The organism is Amycolatopsis sp. NPDC102389 (assembly GCF_044765885.1).
Classification (GTDB): Bacteria; Actinomycetota; Actinomycetes; order Mycobacteriales; family Pseudonocardiaceae; genus Amycolatopsis.
In genome coordinates, this window is record NZ_JBIWKX010000035.1 from 1 (window position 1) to 16,594 (window position 16,594).

The following is a 16,594-nucleotide window of genomic DNA, read 5'->3' on the forward strand; positions in this document are numbered from 1 at the left end:
CCGCGACCAGCCCAAACAGACAGAAACCCAGCCACAGAAAGAAAACCAAGTCCAGCAGCCCGCGACCCCGCCGAACAGGTTAAAACTCAAGCTAGGGCTTGTCCTGTAAGTCCGCACCTCTCCCGATCGTCCACAAAGGACGCATGCTGGCGGCCTGAGGTCCGCTTTATGCCTATATGTACTGTTTTGAGTGGTAAGGGTGGTTCTGATGGACCGGTATTTGCTTACCTACTGGCCTTGCCCTCGTCGTCCTGCCGTGGCGGGGCCGATGTCGGCGAGTGGGGAGGATTTCGGACGTTGAGTGTCCGGAATCCTCCCCACTCGGCTGCGAAGCGGGTCGTACGAGCTTGATCAACGGAGGATCGGGGACGTTGAGTGTCCCCGATCCTCCGTTGATCAAGCTCCAAGGCTCGAATCCTCCACGCTCGACCGTGCCGCGGCGAGCGTCCGACGTCATCGAACTCCGAGACCCGTGCCCCCTTCGACGACCCGCCGACACTTCACAGTCGCCCTGCCCAGACGTGGGGACACAAATACCGGTCCGTTCTAACCCTCCTTGCCACTCACGACCCCTTCGTGAAACCGTACAAAACGGCCTAATCGGGCACCATCCTGCCAGGGAGAGGCCTTTGTGGACGGTGGCGTCGGGCGGCGGCTTCCCGCACGTGATCGTGTAGCCGCAGCCTAGGAGACTTCGGCCAGCTTTCCCGTCCGTTCGTCGTACACGAACCCGCGCACCGACGCGGTGTGCAGCAGGAACGGTGACGTCCGAAGGCGCGCGATGCACTGCCGGACGTCCTGGGCGGAGTCGGTGAACGTCTCCGCCGCCCACGGCGGCCGGATCCCGGTGGTCGCCTCGATCTGCCGGGCGAAGTCGGTGTCGGTGAACATCCGCATCCCGCAGTCGTGGTGGTGGATGAGCACGATCTCGCGGGTGCCGAGCAGCCGCTGGCTCACGGTCAGGGACCGGATCGCGTCCTCGGTCACCGCGCCGCCCGCGTTCCGGATGACATGGGCGTCGCCCTCGCGGAGCCCGAGCAGCCGGTACACGCTGATGCGGGCATCCATGCAGGCCACCACGGCGATCCGTCGCCGTGGTCGCCTGGTCGCCTCGCCGATGGTTTCCTTGTAGGCGCGCGCGTTCTCCAGCAGCGCGTCGATCTCACTCACCGGGCGAGGGTTTCCCGGACGATCGCCGCGGTCTCGCTCGGCGTGCGGCCGACCTGGATCCCGGCGGCCTCCAGCGCCTTCTTCTTCGCTTCGGCCGTTCCGGCGGTCCCGGACACGATCGCGCCGGCGTGCCCCATCGTCTTGCCCGCCGGCGCGGTGAATCCGGCGATGTAGCCGATGACGGGTTTGCTCATCCTCGCCCGGATGTAGTCGGCGGCCCGCTCTTCGGCGTCGCCGCCGATCTCCCCGATGAGCACGATCACGTCGGTCTCTGGGTCCTTTTCGAACGCCTCGACGACGTCGATGTGCGTGGTGCCGATGATCGGGTCGCCGCCGATGCCGACACACGTCGAAAACCCGTGCTCACGCAGTTCGTGCATCAGCTGATAGGTCAGTGTGCCGGATTTCGAGACCAGCCCGATCCGCCCGGGTTTCGTGATCCCGTCCGGGATGATGCCGGCGTTGGATCGGCCGGGGCTGATCACGCCCGGGCAGTTCGGCCCGATGACGCGCGTCGGGCTTCCCTGCGCGTGGGCCCAGAAAGCGGCCGCGTCGTGCACCGGAACCCCTTCGGTGATGACGACCGCCATCCCGATCCCGGCGTCCACGGCGTCGATGACGGCGTCCTTCACCGCGGGCGGCGGCACGAAGAGCACCGAGACATCCGCGCCGGTCGCGGCGACGGCTTCCGCGGTATCGCCGAACACCGGTAGAGAGCGCCCGTTGAGGAGGATCTGCTGCCCGGCTTTGCGCGGGTTGATCCCGCCGACGACGTTCGTTCCCGCGGCCAGCATGCGCGCGGTGTGCTTGCGCCCCTCGGCGCCGGTCATGCCGGCGACGACGACCTTGCTGTGTTCGTCGAGGAAGATCGCCATCTCACGCCTCCGGTTCCGCGGCCGCCAGTTTCGCCGCCGCGCCGGCGGCTTCGTCCATCGTGTCCACCAGGGTCACCAAGGGATGCGCGGCCTCGACGAGGATCCGCCTGCCTTCGGTGACGTTGTTGCCGTCGAGCCGCACCACGAGCGGTTTGGCCGCGCGATCGCCGAGCAGGGCGAGCGCGCGGACGATCCCGGCGGCGACGGCGTCGCAAGCGGTGATCCCGCCGAAGACGTTGACGAAGACGCTGCGCACCTGTTCGTCGTCCAGGATGACACCGAGCCCGGCCGCCATGACCTCGGCCGACGCGCCGCCGCCGATGTCGAGGAAGTTCGCGGGCCCTCGGGCACCCGCTTCCGCGGCGGCCGCGGCGACGAGGTCCAAAGTGGACATGACCAGACCGGCGCCGTTGCCGATCACGCCGATGTCGCCGTCCAGTTTGACGTAGTTGAGCCCGGCCTCCCGAGCCCTTCGTTCGAGTGGGTTTTCGTCCGGGGAATCGACGAACTCGGCGTGCGACGGCTGCCGGAACGCGGCGTTGGCGTCCAGGGTGACCTTCCCGTCGAGCGCGACGATGGTCCCGTCCGTGGTCAGCACGAGCGGATTGACCTCCACCAGTGTGGCGTCTTCCGCGACGAAAACGGTCCACAGCGCGACGATCGCGTCGGCCGCGGCGGCGGGCAGGCCGGCGGCTTCGATGATCCGCTCCGCTTGTGCGGTGTCCACACCGGACAGCGGATCGACCGGGACCCGGGCCAGCGCCTCGGGTTTCGTCGCCGCGACCGTCTCGATGTCCATCCCGCCTTCGGCCGATGCCATCGCGAGGAAGGTCCGGTCGGCGCGGTCGAGGAGGAAGGAGAGGTAGTACTCCTCGGCGATCGCGCTGGCCTCGGTGACGAGCACCTGATGGACGCGGTGTCCTTTGATGTCCATTCCGAGGATGTCCTCGGCGGCTTGCTCGGCGTCGTCGGGGGAGTGGACGACCTTCACCCCGCCGGCCTTACCTCGTCCGCCGGTCTTCACCTGTGCCTTGACCACGACGGATCCGCCCAATTCGACGGCGACCGCCCTCGCCGATTCCGGGGTGGTGACGACCTTTCCCCTGGGAACCGGGACGCCGTGCCGCTCGAAGAGATCCCGTGCCTCGTGCTCGAAAAGGTCCACGTGAAGTCCTTTCTCCGCGGAAGAGGACGAGCCCCGGGGGCGGCCGGGAAAACCTGCTTGCGGCCCTGGACACCGGAGCGTTCGAAGAGTAACTATATGCCTACCTCATACGGTATGCAATCTACAGTCTGTCGCGACCAGGGGCTTCGAACAGGGGCGGGCGGACGAGCAGAACCGGAAACGAGCGCACGGATCAGAGAGGTCCGGCGGCCGAGAAAGAGGAGTTAACGATGGCGCCAACGACCGGCACCGCTGCGGGGGACACCGCGACGAAGGCCACCACCAACGGTTCCGAACCCGCCCCGGACCTGATCTCCGGCGGCCACCTGGTGGCCAAGGCGCTCAAGGCGGAGGGCGTCGACACGATCTTCACGTTGTGCGGCGGGCACATCATCGACATCTACGACGGCTGCGTCGACGAGGGCATCGAAGTCATCGACGTCCGGCACGAGCAGGTCGCGGCCCACGCGGCCGACGGCTACGCGCGGATCACCGGCCGTCCGGGCTGCGCGGTCGTCACCGCGGGGCCGGGGACCACGGACGCCGTCACCGGTGTCGCGAACGCGCTGCGTGCGGAGAGCCCGATGCTGCTCATCGGCGGGCAGGGCGCGCTGACGCAGCACAAGATGGGCTCACTGCAGGATCTCCCGCACGTCGACATGATGGCGCCGATCACCAAGTTCTCCGCGACCGTCCCGCATACCGCACGGGTGGCGGACCTGGTCTCGATGGCCTTCCGCGAGTGCTACCACGGCGCGCCCGGACCGTCCTTTTTGGAGATTCCCAGGGATGTCCTCGACGCGAAGGTCCCGGTGGACAAGGCACGGATCCCCAGCGAAGGCCGGTACCGGGCCTCCACCCGGAACGCCGGAGACCCGGCCGACATCGAGAAACTCGCGGACCTGCTCGTCCACGCGAAGAAGCCGGCCATCCTGCTGGGCAGCCAGGTGTGGACGACCCGCGCCACCGGACCGGCGACCGAACTGGTGCGCGGGCTGAACATCCCGGCGTACATGAACGGCGCCGGACGCGGCACGCTGCCGCCCGGCGATCCGCATCATTTCCAGCTGTCGCGCCGGTACGCCTTCGACAACGCCGACGTGATCGTCATCGTCGGCACCCCGTTCGACTTCCGCATGGGCTATGGCAAGCGGCTCTCGCCGGACGCGACCGTCGTGCAGATCGACCTCGACTACCGCACCGTCGGGAAGAACCGGGACGTGGACCTGGGCATCGTCGGCGACGCGGGTCAGGTGCTCGCCGCGGTCGCGGAGGCGGCCACCGGCCGGGTCGACAACGGCGCCGTGGCGCGGAAGGTGTGGCTGGAGGAGCTGCAGGACGTGGAGGCGAAGGCCAAGCAGAAACGCCTGCCGCTCCAGCATTCCGACGCGAGCCCGATCCACCCGTACCGGCTGGTGCACGAGATCAACGAGTTCCTCACCGAGGACTCGCTCTACATCGGCGATGGCGGCGACATCGTGACGTTCTCCGGGCAGGTCGTCCAGCCGAAGGCGCCGGGGCATTGGATGGACCCCGGCCCGCTCGGCACGCTCGGCGTCGGGATCCCGTTCGTCCTCGCCGCGAAGCACGCGCGGCCGGAGAAGGAGGTCGTCGCCCTCTTCGGCGACGGCGCGTTCAGCCTGACCGGTTGGGACTTCGAAACCTTGGTGCGCTTCAACCTGCCGTTCGTCGGAATCGTCGGCAACAACTCCTCGATGAACCAGATCCGGTACGGCCAGGCGGCGAAATACGGCCTCGGCCGGGAACGTGTCGGCAACACGCTCGGCGACGTGCCCTACGACGAGTTCGCCCGCATGCTCGGCGGGCACGGCGAGGCGGTGCGCGACCCCGCGGACATCGGCCCGGCGCTGTTGCGCGCCCGCGAGTCCGGAAAGCCTTCGCTGATCAACGTTTGGATCGACCCGGACGTGTACGCGCCCGGAACCATGAATCAGACCATGTACAAGTAGCCGGGAGGGATCACCGATGGGAAAGGCACTCGACGGCGTCCGCGTTCTCGACATGACGCATGTCCAATCAGGACCTTCGTCCACGCAGATCCTGGCCTGGCTCGGCGCGGACGTGATCAAACTGGAGACGCCCGGCCGCGGTGACATCACGCGCGGCCAGCTCCGGGACCTGCCCGGGGTGGACAGCCTCTACTTCACGATGCTCAACGCCAACAAGCGCAGCATCACCCTGAACATGAAGAGCGAGCAGGGGAAACAGGTCTTCGATCAGCTCGTGTCCAGTGTGGACGTGCTGGTGGAGAACTTCGGGCCCGGCGTGGTCGACCGGTTCGGCTACCCGTGGGAACGGCTCGCGGAGCTGAACCCGCGGCTGATCTACGCCTCGATCAAGGGTTTCGGGCCCGGCCGGTACGCGGACTTCAAGGCCTACGAGGTCATCGCGCAGGCGATGGGCGGCGCGATGAGCACCACCGGATTCGAGGACGGCCCGCCGACCGCGACCGGCGCGCAGATCGGGGACTCGGGGACGGGGATCCACCTGGTCGCCGCGATTCTGGCCGCGCTCTACCAGCGGACGAACACCGGCCGCGGGCAGCGGGTCCAGGTCGCGATGCAGGACGCCGTGCTGAATCTCTGCCGGGTCAAGCTCCGCGACCAGCAACGGCTGGCGCATGGCCCGCTCAACGAATACCCGAACGACGTCTTCGGCGACGAGGTCCCGCGTTCGGGCAACGCGTCCGGCGGTGGTCAGCCGGGTTGGGCGGTGAAATGCGCGCCGGGCGGACCGAACGACTACATCTACGTGATCATCCAGCCGGTCGGCTGGCAGCCGATCACCCGGCTGATCGGCAAACCCGAACTGGCCGAGGACCCGGACTGGGCCACTCCGGAGGCGAGGCTGTCCAAATTGGACAAGGCCTTCGGGATGATCGAGGAGTGGACCGAGAAGCACACCAAATGGGAGGTGATGGAGGCGCTCAACGCCCACAACATCCCCTGCGGCCCGATCCTGTCGACCAGGGAACTCGCCGAGGACGCCACGCTGGCCGAACTCGGCTCCGTCGTCGAAGTCGACCATCCCGAACGGGGGGCCTTCAAGACCGTGGGCTGCCCGCTGAAGCTGTCGGATTCACCGGTCGAGGTCGAACGCTCTCCGCTGCTCGGTGAGCACAACGCCGAGGTCTTCGGCGAACTCGGTTACGGCGCGGACGACCTGGACCGGCTGCGCGCGGCCGGCGTGATCTGAGGGAGAAGTTCATGGCAGACAAAGAGATCGTCGAGAAGATCCTCGAGAAGGTCGCCGCCGAGGGGCGATCGTCGCTCACCGCGCCGGAAGGCCGTCAGGTGTGCGAGGCCTACGGGATCCCGACCCCGGAGGAACGGCTGGCCACCACCGTCGAGGAGGCCGTCGCGCAGGCTGAGGAGATCGGCCTCCCGGTGGTGCTGAAGATCGTCTCGCCGGACATCCTGCACAAGACGGAAGCGGGCGGGGTACTGGTCGGTCTCGCGACCGCCGACGCGGTGGCCGACGGATTCCGGTCCATCGTCGCCAACGCCCAGGCGTACGACGCCGACGCCGAGATCACCGGCGTGCAGGTGCAGCAGATGCTCACCAGCGGGCAGGAGGTGATCATCGGCGCCACCACCGACACCACCTTCGGCAAGATCGTCGCCTTCGGGCTCGGCGGGGTGCTGGTCGAGGTGCTCAAGGACGTCACGTTCCGGCTCGCCCCGCTCGAGCGCGACGAGGCGTTCTCGATGATCGACGGCATCGCGGCCGCGGAGATCCTGCGCGGCGTCCGCGGTGCGGAGCCGGTGAGCAGGGACGCGCTGGCCGACGTGCTCACGCGCGTCGGCACCCTGGTCACCGACTTCCCGCAACTGGCCGAGGTCGACCTCAACCCGGTGCTGGCCACTCCCGGCGGCGCCACCGCGGTCGACGTCCGGATCCTGGTGGATCCCGAAGCGGCGCGGGAACCCGTGCGGTTCAGCCAGGAGGAGATCCTGGCGTCGATGACCCGGATCATGAAGCCGGCGTCGATCGCCGTCATCGGCGCCTCGGCCGAAGCGGGCAAGATCGGCAACTCGGTGATGAAGAACCTCGTCAACGGCGGGTTCGCGGGGGAGATCCATCCCATCAACCCCAAGGCCGCCGAGATCCTCGACCGCAAGGCCTATCCGAGCATTTCCGACGTTCCGGGCGATGTCGATGTCGCGGTGTTCGCCATCCCCGCCAAGTTCGTCCCCGCCGCGCTGGCGGAAGCGGGCCGGAAAGGGGTGGCCGGGGCCATCCTGATCCCGTCCGGATTCGGCGAGACCGGCAACATCGAACTCCAGGATCAGGTCGTCGCGATCGCGCGGGAGCACGGCGTCCGGATCCTCGGTCCCAACATCTACGGCTATTACTACACGCCCGAGAACCTCTCGGCGACGTTCTGCACGCCGTACGACGTCAAGGGCGGTGTGGCGCTTTCCTCGCAGAGCGGTGGCATCGGTATGGCCATCCTCGGCTTCAGCCGGTCCGCGAAAATGGGAGTCTCCTCGATCGTCGGAGTCGGCAACAAGGCCGATATCGACGAGGACGATCTGCTCACCTTCTTCGAACAGGATGAAAACACCGAGCTGATCGCCATGCACCTCGAAGACCTGAAAGACGGGCGTTCGTTCGCGGAAACGGCGAAACGGGTTTCGATGCGGAAACCGGTCGTCGTCCTCAAGGCCGGCCGCACCTCCCAAGGCGCCAAAGCGGCGAGCTCGCACACCGGCGCGCTGGCGGGCGACGACAAGGTCTACGACGACATCCTCCGGCAGAGCGGGGTCATCCGGGCGCCCGGTCTCAACGACCTTCTCGAATACGCGCGGGGCATCCCCCTGCTGCCGACGCCGAAAGGCGAGAACGTCGTGATCATCACCGGCGCGGGCGGCTCGGGTGTACTTCTTTCCGACGCCTGCGTGGACAACGGGCTGAACCTGATGGAGATACCGCCCGATCTCGACACGTCGTTCCGGGAATTCATCCCGCCGTTCGGCGCCGCGGGCAATCCGGTGGATATAACCGGCGGCGAACCACCTACCACCTACCGGAACACTATCGCGCTCGGTTTGGCGGACGAGCGAATCCATGCCTTGATCCTCGGCTATTGGCATACTATCGTCACTCCGCCGATGATCTTCGCGGAACTGGTTTCGGAAGTCGTTTCCGAATACCGCTCGAAGGGGATCCACAAGCCCGTCGTCGCCTCGCTGGCAGGCGATGTCGAGGTCGAAGAGGCCAGCAGTTTTCTGTACGAGCACGGCGTCGTGGCCTATCCCTACACGACGGAGAAACCGGTGGCCGTGCTCGGTGCGAAGTATCGCTGGGCGCGTTCCGCGGGACTGCTCGGCTGATTTCCGATCCCAATCCGACCCAAGGAGAATGACGATGACGTCATCGACCGCGGCTCAACCACCCGGAGCGTACAAGGAAGTAATCGATTCGAACGGCCGGATCTATCGCGTCGGCGAAACCGATCGCGACATCATGGGCCGTCCACGATGGACGATGGTGATCCTGCCGTGGGTCGCCATGATGGCCATCAGTTCCTCGGAATACGCGTTCACGTCGGCGGAGGAGACACTGGCCGGCGCTCACGGCTGGCACGGGGCGACCATCTTCTGGTTGCTCGGGGTCTGGGTGTTCTTCCAGGCGATCGTCGCCTTCCCGGCGGGGAAGATGCGGGAGAACGGGACCTTGCCGGCCAAAGCGGCGATGCTGCTGGGCGCGGTGGGCACCTTTCTCGCGTATCTTTCGCTCGCCTACGCGCCCAGCGAGATCTGGGCGTACCTGGGCTTCGGGTTCTTCGGCGGCGGCGGGGCCGGGCTGGTCTACGCGACCTGCGTGAACATGGTGGGGAAGTGGTATCCGGAACGGAGGGGCGGCAAGACCGGATTCGTCAACGGCGGCTTCGCCTACGGTTCGGTGCCCTTCATCTTCCTCTTCACCTCCTATATGGACCTTTCCAACTTTTCGGGTGTCCTGCTCGTGGTCGGCATCTTCCTGGCGGCGGTGGTCGGGATCAGCGGCTTCTACTTCCAGGACCCGCCGAAGAACTGGTGGCCGCCGCATGTCGACCCGCTCAAGGTGTCCGACGACCCGCGGGTCCGCCGTTCCCTGCAGAAGAACCCGCCGGCGGTGAAGCAGTACACGCCCAGGGAAGCGCTCAGGACCGGGATGCTGCCGCTGATGTGGTTCTGCCTGTTGTGCACGGCCGGGGTGAACATCTTCGGCATCGCGATGCAGGTCCCGTTCGGCAACGAGATGGGTTTCGCGGGCGGGATCGTCGCGCTCGCGATGAGCCTGAAGGCGATCATCAACGGCACCGGCCGCGGCGTGATCGGCTGGATCTCCGACCGCTACGGGCGACGGCAGACCCTGTTCATGGTCTGCGTGGTGCTGGGCCTCGCGCAGTTCGCGGTGTACCTGTCCGGTTCGATCGGCAGTATGCCGCTGTTCCTGCTCGCTTCGATGATCTCCGGTTTCGGCGGGGGCGCGATCTTCCCGTTGTTCGCGGCGATGACGGCGGACTTCTACGGCGAGAACAACAACGCCAGCAACTACGGCCTGGTCTACAGCTCGAAGCTGATCTCGGGCCTGGTCGGCTCCGGGGTCGGCGCGATGGTCGTGGTGGCTTGGGGTTACGGCGGCGCGTTCTTCCTCGCGGGCGGGACGAGCCTGTTCGCCGCCGCGCTCAGCCTGCTGCTCCGGCAGCCCGGGCGTTCGCGTCTCCGGACGCCGAAGCGTGAGCAGGAGCTGAACCCTGCTTAGTCCTCTTTCGGACGTTCGTGGAAGGCCTGCCGGGTGCGCTCGGTATGCTGGTTCATGATCTTTTCGGCGGTGACGGCGTCACCGGCGGCGATGGCCTTGATCAGTTCCTCGTGTTCGTGCCAGGAGTCGTGGCTGCGAGGGCGGGCGATCGGGGTGTAGTACCAGCGGACCCGGCGATCGACCATGCCGATCATCTCGGCGAGCACGGTGTTGCCGGACAGCTCGGTGATGAACGCGTGGAGCGCGGCGTTGGCCGCGACGAGGCCTTCGGTGTCGTCGGCGGCCAACGCCTCCAGCCCGGTCTTCTGCAGTTCCCACAAGCGTTCGACGTCTTCGCCGCCGGCCCTGTCGGCCGCGAGACGGGCGGAGTGCGCCTCCAGCACGGTGCGCACGCTGAGCAGTTGATCGGCTTCCTCGTCGGTGGGCATGTGCACGAAGGCGCCCTGCGCGGGACGAAGGTCGACCCAGCCTTCGCTCTGCAGGCGCTGCAACGCTTCGCGGACGGGCTGCCTGCTGACGCCCAGGTACTCGGCGAGGTCCGCCTCGACCAGGTGCTGGCCGGGTTCGAGGGTCCGGTTGATGATCAGCTCCGCGAGCGCGTCGTAGACGACCTGGCGCAGGGGAGCGGGCCGCTCGACGCGTTTGGCCGTCGCCGGATTGAGCGTGCCCTTGGTGCGGCGCCCGGTGGGGCCGCGGTCGGGCAGGGGTGAAACGGGCTGGCTCACAGGACCTCCGAAGGACTCGTCCTGTTCAGGATACAGGTTTTGGTATGCAAAATCCCGACATTCCCCGCTCTGGCCCGCATTTCGTCCTCTAAGTGCGGGTCCGGCGCATTCAGAGGACGAAATGCAGGGAAGGGCGTGACATGCCGACCATCTACAGGATACTGTATGCAATCTGGTCTTCGGCTGAGCGGGAGGCATGTCATGAAGGTCGCTGTTCTGGGTGCGGGGGCGATCGGCGCGTACGCCGGCGCCGCGCTCCACCGAGGCGGGGCGGAGGTCCACCTCATCGCGAGACGGGCGCATGGCGAAGCGATGCGCGCGCACGGCGTGCGGGTGCTCAGCCCGCGGGGGAACTTCACCGTCCACCCCCATGTCACCGACGATCCGGCGCAAGTCGGGCCCGTCGACTTCGTCTTCCTCGGCCTGAAGGCGAATTCGTACGCCTCCTGCGGCCCGTTGATCGCGCCGCTGCTGGGCGAGGACACCGCGATCGTGGCCGCGCAGAACGGGATCCCGTGGTGGTACTTCCACGGCCTGACCGGACATCCGCTGGAGAACCGTCGCATCGAGACGGTCGACCCCGGGGGCGCGGTAAGTGAGGTCCTCGAACTGCGCCGCGCGATCGGCTGCGTCGTCTACTGCTCGACGGTGATCGAGGAGCCGGGGGTGATCCGGCATCTCGAAGGGACCCGGTTCGCTTTGGGGGAGCCGAAAGGCGGCGTCACGTCCCGGTGCGCGGCGCTCGCCGACGCGATGATCGCGGGCGGGCTGAAGGCACCGGTCGAGCTCGATCTGCGCGACGAGATCTGGGTCAAGCTCATGGGCAACGTCGCCTTCAACCCGCTCAGCGCGCTGACCAGGGCGACCATGGTCCAGATGTGCGAGCACCCGGACACCCGCGAGCTCGTCGCCGCGATGATGAACGAGACCCTCGCGATCGCCCGCGCCGCAGGCAGCGACCCCCAGGTGTCGGTCGAGAAACGCATCAACGGCGCCTGGCGCGTCGGCCACCACAAGACGTCGATGCTGCAAGACCTCGAAGCGGGCAAGCCGCTGGAGATCGACGCGATCATCGGCGCCGTCGTCGAGCTCGCGGAGCTGACCGGCGTCCCCGCCCCCGCGCTGCACCACGTCCACGCCGCGATCGGCCTGCTCGGCCAGACCGCGACCGCCGTTCCCGTCGGAGCGCACTGAATCGGAGGAACCCGATGAAGCGCAAGAACACCGAACCATACGTCCGGCTCACCCAGCCCCTGGTCCGTGATTCCGGTGAGCTGCGCCCGGCCACTTGGGAGGAGGCGCTGGAGCGCGCCGCCGCCGGGTTCCGCCGCACGCTCGACACCAAAGGACCCGAAGCCTTCGGCATGTTCTCGTGTGCCAGGGCGACCAACGAGATGAACTACGTCGCACAGAAGTTCACGCGTGCGGTGATCGGTACCAACAACGTCGACTCGTGCAACCGCACCTGTCACGCGCCGAGCGTCGCCGGGCTGGCGCGCGTGTTCGACAGCGGCGGCGGGACGTCGTCGTATCAGGAGATCGAGGACGCCGACGTCATCGTCGTCTGGGGCGGCAACCCGCGCGAAGCCCACCCGATCTTCTTCCAGCACGTGCTGAAAGCCGTCCACCGCGGCGCGAAACTGTTCGTGATCGACCCGCGCCGGACCAGCACCGCGAGCTGGGCGCACCGGCAGCTCCAGCTGCACGTCGGCACGGACATCCCGCTGGCGCACGCGATCGCCCGCGAGATCATCCACTCCGGACTCGCCAACACCGCCTTCATCGAGCGGGCCACCGAAGGGTTCGCCGAGTTCGCGGCCTCCGTCGAGCCGTGGACGCTCGAAGCCGCCGAGGAGACGACCGGCGTCCCGGCCGAGCTGATCCGCGAACTCGCGCACACCTACGCCCGCGCGGATCGCGGCCAGTTGTCGTGGACGCTCGGGATCACCGAGCACCACAACGGTACCGACAACGTCCTGTCCCTGATCAATCTCGCGCTGCTGGCCGGGCACGTCGGCCGGTACGGCGCGGGGCTCAACCCCCTGCGCGGGCAGAACAACGTCCAGGGCGGCGGCGACATGGGCGCCATCCCGGACCGGATGCCGGGGTTCCAGAACATCCTCGACGCGGACGTCCGGGCGAAGTTCGACGCGGCTTGGGGTTCGAACATCCCACCGCACAAGGGACTCAACCTCACGCAGATGCTCGACGCGATGGAACGCGGCGACCTGACCTGCGTGTACATCATCGGGGAGAACCCGGTGCAGTCCGAGGCGGACTGCGAGCACACGATCAAACGTCTGTCCAATGTGGAACACATGGTGGTGCAGGACATCTTCCTCACCAAGACCGCGCGGCTGGCCGACGTGGTACTGCCCGCTTCGGCGGCCTGGTGCGAATCCGACGGCACCTTCACCAACAGCGAACGCAGGGTCCAGCGAGTCCGGAAGGCACTCGAACCGCCGGAGGGCGCGCGCGACGACATCCAGGTGCTGTGCGAGCTCGCCCGGCGCCTCGGCCACGACTGGAACTATCAGGGCGGAGAGGACGTCTGGAACGAACTCCGGACGTTGTCGCCGATGCACGCCGGGATGAGCTACGCGCGGCTGGAGGAACTCGGCGGCATTCAGTGGCCCTGCTATCGCGAGGACGAGCTCGAACCGACGTTCCTGCACGGTCGCCTCTGGGAGGAGGACCCGGCGAAACGCGGGCGCCCGGCGCCGTTCACCGTGATCGCGCACAGCCCGCCGGTGGATCTGCTCACCGAGGACTTCCCGATCCGGCTGACCACCGGACGGCGGCTGGACTCCTACAACACCGGCGTCCAGTCCGGCGGGTTCCCTTCGCCGCTGCGTCGCGGGGAAACGCTCGACCTCTGCTTGGCCGATGCCGTCAAACTCGGCGTCACGGAGGACGAGGTCGTGCGGATCTCGTCGCGTCGCGGGGAGATCGAGGCACCGGTACGGATCGACGAAGGGCTGCGACCCGGCCTGGCGTTCATGACCTTCCACTTCCCGGACGAGATCGACGTCAACGTCATCACCATCGAGGCGACCTGTCCGGTCGCGGGCACGGCCGAGTACAAGGCCGCCGCGATCCGGGTCGAGAAGCTGCCCGCCACCGTGTGAGGAGCCGGAATGGACCTGCGTTTCCTGAACGCCGAACCGACGGATGCCGAACGGCACGCGGTCGACGCGCTCGGAGCCGAAAGCCGTGATCAGTTGCTTCCCGCGTTGCACGCCGTGAACGACCGGGTCGGTTGGATCAGTCAGGGAGCGTTGAACCACATCTGCCGCCGGCTGAACGTGCCGCCGGCGGAGGCCTACGGCGTGGCGAGTTTCTACGCGCTGTTCTCGCTCAAGGAACGGCCGCCGCGCGTGATCCACGTCTGCACGGACCTGGCCTGCCAAGTCAACGGTGCGGATGCGGTGACCGAGACCTTCGACGCCGCGGGAATCGCCTGGCATCGCAGTCCGTGTCTTGGCGTCTGCGAACGCGCTCCGGCGGCGCTGGCCGTCGAGGCGGGCGATCCCGCCGCGCAGAGACCGCTCGCTCCGGCCAGGCCAGGCGAAATCACCCGCGAACCGTCCACTTGGGAGGAAGGCCCGGTTTCCGTTCCACAGCACGGGGAACCAGGGCTGCGCCTGCTGCGCCGGGTCGGCGTCGTCGAGCCCGGGAGCCTGGACGCCTATCGCGCGGCGGGTGGCTACGCGGCGTTGAGGAACGCGTTACTGCTCGGGCCTGCCAGGGTCATCCGCGAGGTGACCGATTCGGGGCTGATGGGCCGGGGCGGAGCGGCGTTCCCGACCGGCCGGAAATGGGACGCCGCCGCCCGCCAGCCCGAGCGGACCCGGTACCTGGTGTGCAACGCCGACGAGAGCGAACCGGGCACGTTCAAGGACCGCGTGCTGATCGAGGGGGATCCGTTCGCGCTCGTCGAAGCCATGACGATCGCCGCGTTCGCGATCGGGGCGCAGAAGGGGTACGTCTACCTGCGCGGCGAATACCCGCGTGCCCTGAGGATGCTGCGCAACGCCATCGAAACGGCTCGCGAACGAGGGTTCTTGGGCGAGAACATCCTGGGGCGGCAAGGGTTCTCGTTCGACATCGAGATCAGGCGAGGCGCGGGCGCCTACATCTGCGGCGAGGAAACGGCGATCTTCAACTCGATCGAAGGCTATCGCGGCGAGCCGAGGACGAAGCCGCCGTTCCCGGTGGAGAAGGGGTTGTTCGGCAAGCCGACGGTGGTGAACAACGTCGAGACGCTCGTCAACATCCCGCTGATCCTCACCGAAGGCTGCGAGGCTTACCGTCGCATCGGGACCGAACGCTCCACCGGGCCGAAACTGTTCTGCCTGTCCGGCAACGTCCGGCGTCCAGGTGTGTACGAGGTGCCGTTCGGGACGACGCTGGGGGAACTGCTCGAACTGGCCGGGGGAGTGCCGGAGGGCCGTGAACTCCGGGCCGTCCTGCTCGGCGGTGCGGCGGGCGGTTTCGTGCGCCCGGACGAAACCGCCTAGCCGCTGACCATGGAGGACGCGCGCGCCGCCGGCACCACCCTCGGCTCGGGGGTCGTGCTCGCGCTGGACGACCGAGCCGACCTCGGCGGGTTCCTGCTGCGGATCGCGGCGTTCTTCCGTGACGAATCGTGCGGGCAATGCGTGCCGTGCCGGATCGGCACCGTGCGGCAGGAGGAGGCGCTGCACCGGATCGTCGGCGGCCGCAAGCTCAGTACCGGCGGAGACGACCTCGCGCTGCTGCGAGAAGTCGGCCAGGTGATGCGGGATTCGTCCATCTGCGGACTGGGCCAGACCGCCTGGAACGCCATCGAGTCGGCGATCGACCGGCTCGGCGCCCTGGAGGAGCGATCGTGACCATTGTCGGAATAGGACTCCCGCGCAGGCTCGTCGAGTTCACTGTGGATGGTGAGTCCGTCAGGGTTCCCGAAGGCTCCACGATTCTCGACGCCTGTGCCGCGGCGGGCAAGAACATCCCGACGCTCTGTCACGGCGACACCCTCGAACCGGCGAACGCCTGCCGGGTCTGCATGGTGGAGGTCGAGGGCTCGCGCACGCTTGTGCCTTCCTGCTCTCGCAAGGCGGAACCGGGCATGGTCGTGCGGACCGAGACCGAGCGGACGCGGCTCAGCCGCAAGGTGGTGCTCGAACTCCTCGGCTCGGCGACGGACCTGTCCACTACGCCCGATGTCGCGGACTGGATGACCGAATGCGGTGCGGAACCCGAGCGTTTCGGCCCGCCCGCGCCCCCGTCGGACGACCGCGACGACCGCCGCCCCGGCGAGCACGAGATCCCGGACGGGCTGACGGCGGCGACGGTGCGTCAGCCGGTCAAAGTGGACAACGAGCTCTATGTCCGCGACTACGGGAAATGCATCCAGTGCTACAAATGCGTCGACGCGTGCGGCGAGCAGTGGCAGAACACCTTCGCCATCACCATGGCGGGACGCGGTTTCGACGCCCGGATCTCGACGGAGTTCGCGAACCCGCTGCCGGACAGCGCGTGTGTCTACTGTGGAAACTGCGTCGAGGTCTGCCCGACCGGCGCGCTGAGTTTCAAACGCGAGCACGACAAGCGTGAGGACGGTACCTGGGACGAGTCCCGGCAGACCGCGACGACGACCGTCTGCACCTTCTGCGGGGTCGGCTGCAACCTGACGTTGCACGTCCAGGACAACGAGATCGTCAAAGTGACCTCGCCCCACGAGAGTTCGGTGACCCACGGGAACCTCTGCATCAAGGGTCGCTTCGGGTGGCAGCACGTCCAGAACCGCTGAGCCTCCAGGTGGTGGGGGGGGGGGGGGGGGGGGGGGGGGGGGGGGGGGGGGGGGCGGCGGAAACCCCCCCCCCCCCCCCCCCGGCCCCCCC

At 67.7% G+C, this 16,594-nt stretch carries 13 protein-coding genes; 9 read left to right on the top strand and 4 right to left on the bottom strand.

What is annotated here, in order from left to right; all coding sequences use genetic code 11:
• Positions 1-684 precede the first annotated feature (684 nt).
• The 3 genes from ACIRGA_RS26355 to sucC are packed head-to-tail and all read right to left on the bottom strand — an operon-like array spanning position 685 to position 3,210.
• Positions 685-1,170: a beta-class carbonic anhydrase gene (locus ACIRGA_RS26355; protein ID WP_400945455.1), complete on the bottom strand. Its 486-nt coding sequence runs from the start codon at positions 1,168-1,170 to the stop codon at positions 685-687.
• On the bottom strand, positions 1,167-2,045 hold the full coding sequence (gene sucD, locus ACIRGA_RS26360) for a succinate--CoA ligase subunit alpha (protein WP_400945457.1): 879 nt from the start codon (positions 2,043-2,045) through the stop codon (positions 1,167-1,169). Before sucD ends, ACIRGA_RS26355 begins: the two co-directional genes overlap by 4 nt.
• A gap of 1 nt (position 2,046) precedes the next feature.
• A complete protein-coding gene (sucC, locus tag ACIRGA_RS26365) occupies positions 2,047-3,210 on the bottom strand; it encodes an ADP-forming succinate--CoA ligase subunit beta (RefSeq protein WP_400945459.1) in 1,164 nt (387 codons plus the stop codon).
• A 230-nt stretch (positions 3,211-3,440) separates the two neighbouring features.
• Here sucC and ACIRGA_RS26370 point away from each other — a divergent pair, with 230 nt between their 5' ends.
• Genes ACIRGA_RS26370 through ACIRGA_RS26385 form a run of 4 tightly spaced genes read left to right on the top strand, consistent with a single transcriptional unit; the run spans position 3,441 to position 9,984 of the window.
• On the top strand, positions 3,441-5,180 hold the full coding sequence (locus ACIRGA_RS26370) for a thiamine pyrophosphate-binding protein (protein WP_400945462.1): 1,740 nt from the start codon (positions 3,441-3,443) through the stop codon (positions 5,178-5,180).
• Between the two features lie 16 nt (positions 5,181-5,196).
• Positions 5,197-6,426, top strand: a complete 1,230-nt coding sequence (gene frc / locus ACIRGA_RS26375) for a formyl-CoA transferase (protein WP_400563470.1) — start codon at positions 5,197-5,199, stop codon at positions 6,424-6,426.
• Positions 6,427-6,437: 11 nt separating this feature from the next.
• Entirely contained in the window at positions 6,438-8,567 is a 2,130-nt protein-coding gene (locus ACIRGA_RS26380) for an acetate--CoA ligase family protein (protein WP_400945465.1), read from the top strand.
• A gap of 34 nt (positions 8,568-8,601) precedes the next feature.
• Positions 8,602-9,984 carry an OFA family MFS transporter gene (locus ACIRGA_RS26385; protein WP_400945468.1) on the top strand — a complete coding sequence of 461 codons (1,383 nt, stop codon included), beginning with the start codon at positions 8,602-8,604 and terminating at the stop codon, positions 9,982-9,984.
• On the opposite strand, the gene ACIRGA_RS26390 is transcribed toward ACIRGA_RS26385, so the two are convergent.
• Positions 9,981-10,709, bottom strand: a complete 729-nt coding sequence (locus tag ACIRGA_RS26390) for a GntR family transcriptional regulator (protein ID WP_400945470.1) — start codon at positions 10,707-10,709, stop codon at positions 9,981-9,983. The two genes, ACIRGA_RS26385 and ACIRGA_RS26390, sit on opposite strands and share 4 nt — an antisense overlap.
• A gap of 201 nt (positions 10,710-10,910) precedes the next feature.
• Here ACIRGA_RS26390 and ACIRGA_RS26395 point away from each other — a divergent pair, with 201 nt between their 5' ends.
• From ACIRGA_RS26395 to ACIRGA_RS26415, 5 genes are read left to right on the top strand one after another with little or no spacing between them, the layout of a single operon-like run.
• On the top strand, positions 10,911-11,903 hold the full coding sequence (locus ACIRGA_RS26395; RefSeq protein ID WP_400945473.1) for a 2-dehydropantoate 2-reductase: 993 nt from the start codon (positions 10,911-10,913) through the stop codon (positions 11,901-11,903).
• 14 nt (positions 11,904-11,917) lie between these two features.
• Positions 11,918-13,837 carry a molybdopterin oxidoreductase family protein gene (locus ACIRGA_RS26400; protein ID WP_400945476.1) on the top strand — a complete coding sequence of 640 codons (1,920 nt, stop codon included), beginning with the start codon at positions 11,918-11,920 and terminating at the stop codon, positions 13,835-13,837.
• Positions 13,838-13,846: 9 nt separating this feature from the next.
• Positions 13,847-15,229 (top strand): NAD(P)H-dependent oxidoreductase subunit E, encoded by a 1,383-nt coding sequence (locus ACIRGA_RS26405; RefSeq protein ID WP_400945478.1) that lies wholly within the window; start codon positions 13,847-13,849, stop codon positions 15,227-15,229.
• Between the two features lie 9 nt (positions 15,230-15,238).
• Complete coding sequence (locus ACIRGA_RS26410; RefSeq protein ID WP_400945481.1) at positions 15,239-15,583, top strand: NADH-ubiquinone oxidoreductase-F iron-sulfur binding region domain-containing protein; 345 nt, start codon at positions 15,239-15,241, stop codon at positions 15,581-15,583.
• Positions 15,580-16,503 carry a 2Fe-2S iron-sulfur cluster-binding protein gene (locus ACIRGA_RS26415; protein WP_400945483.1) on the top strand — a complete coding sequence of 308 codons (924 nt, stop codon included), beginning with the start codon at positions 15,580-15,582 and terminating at the stop codon, positions 16,501-16,503. Before ACIRGA_RS26410 ends, ACIRGA_RS26415 begins: the two co-directional genes overlap by 4 nt.
• Positions 16,504-16,594 lie beyond the last annotated feature (91 nt).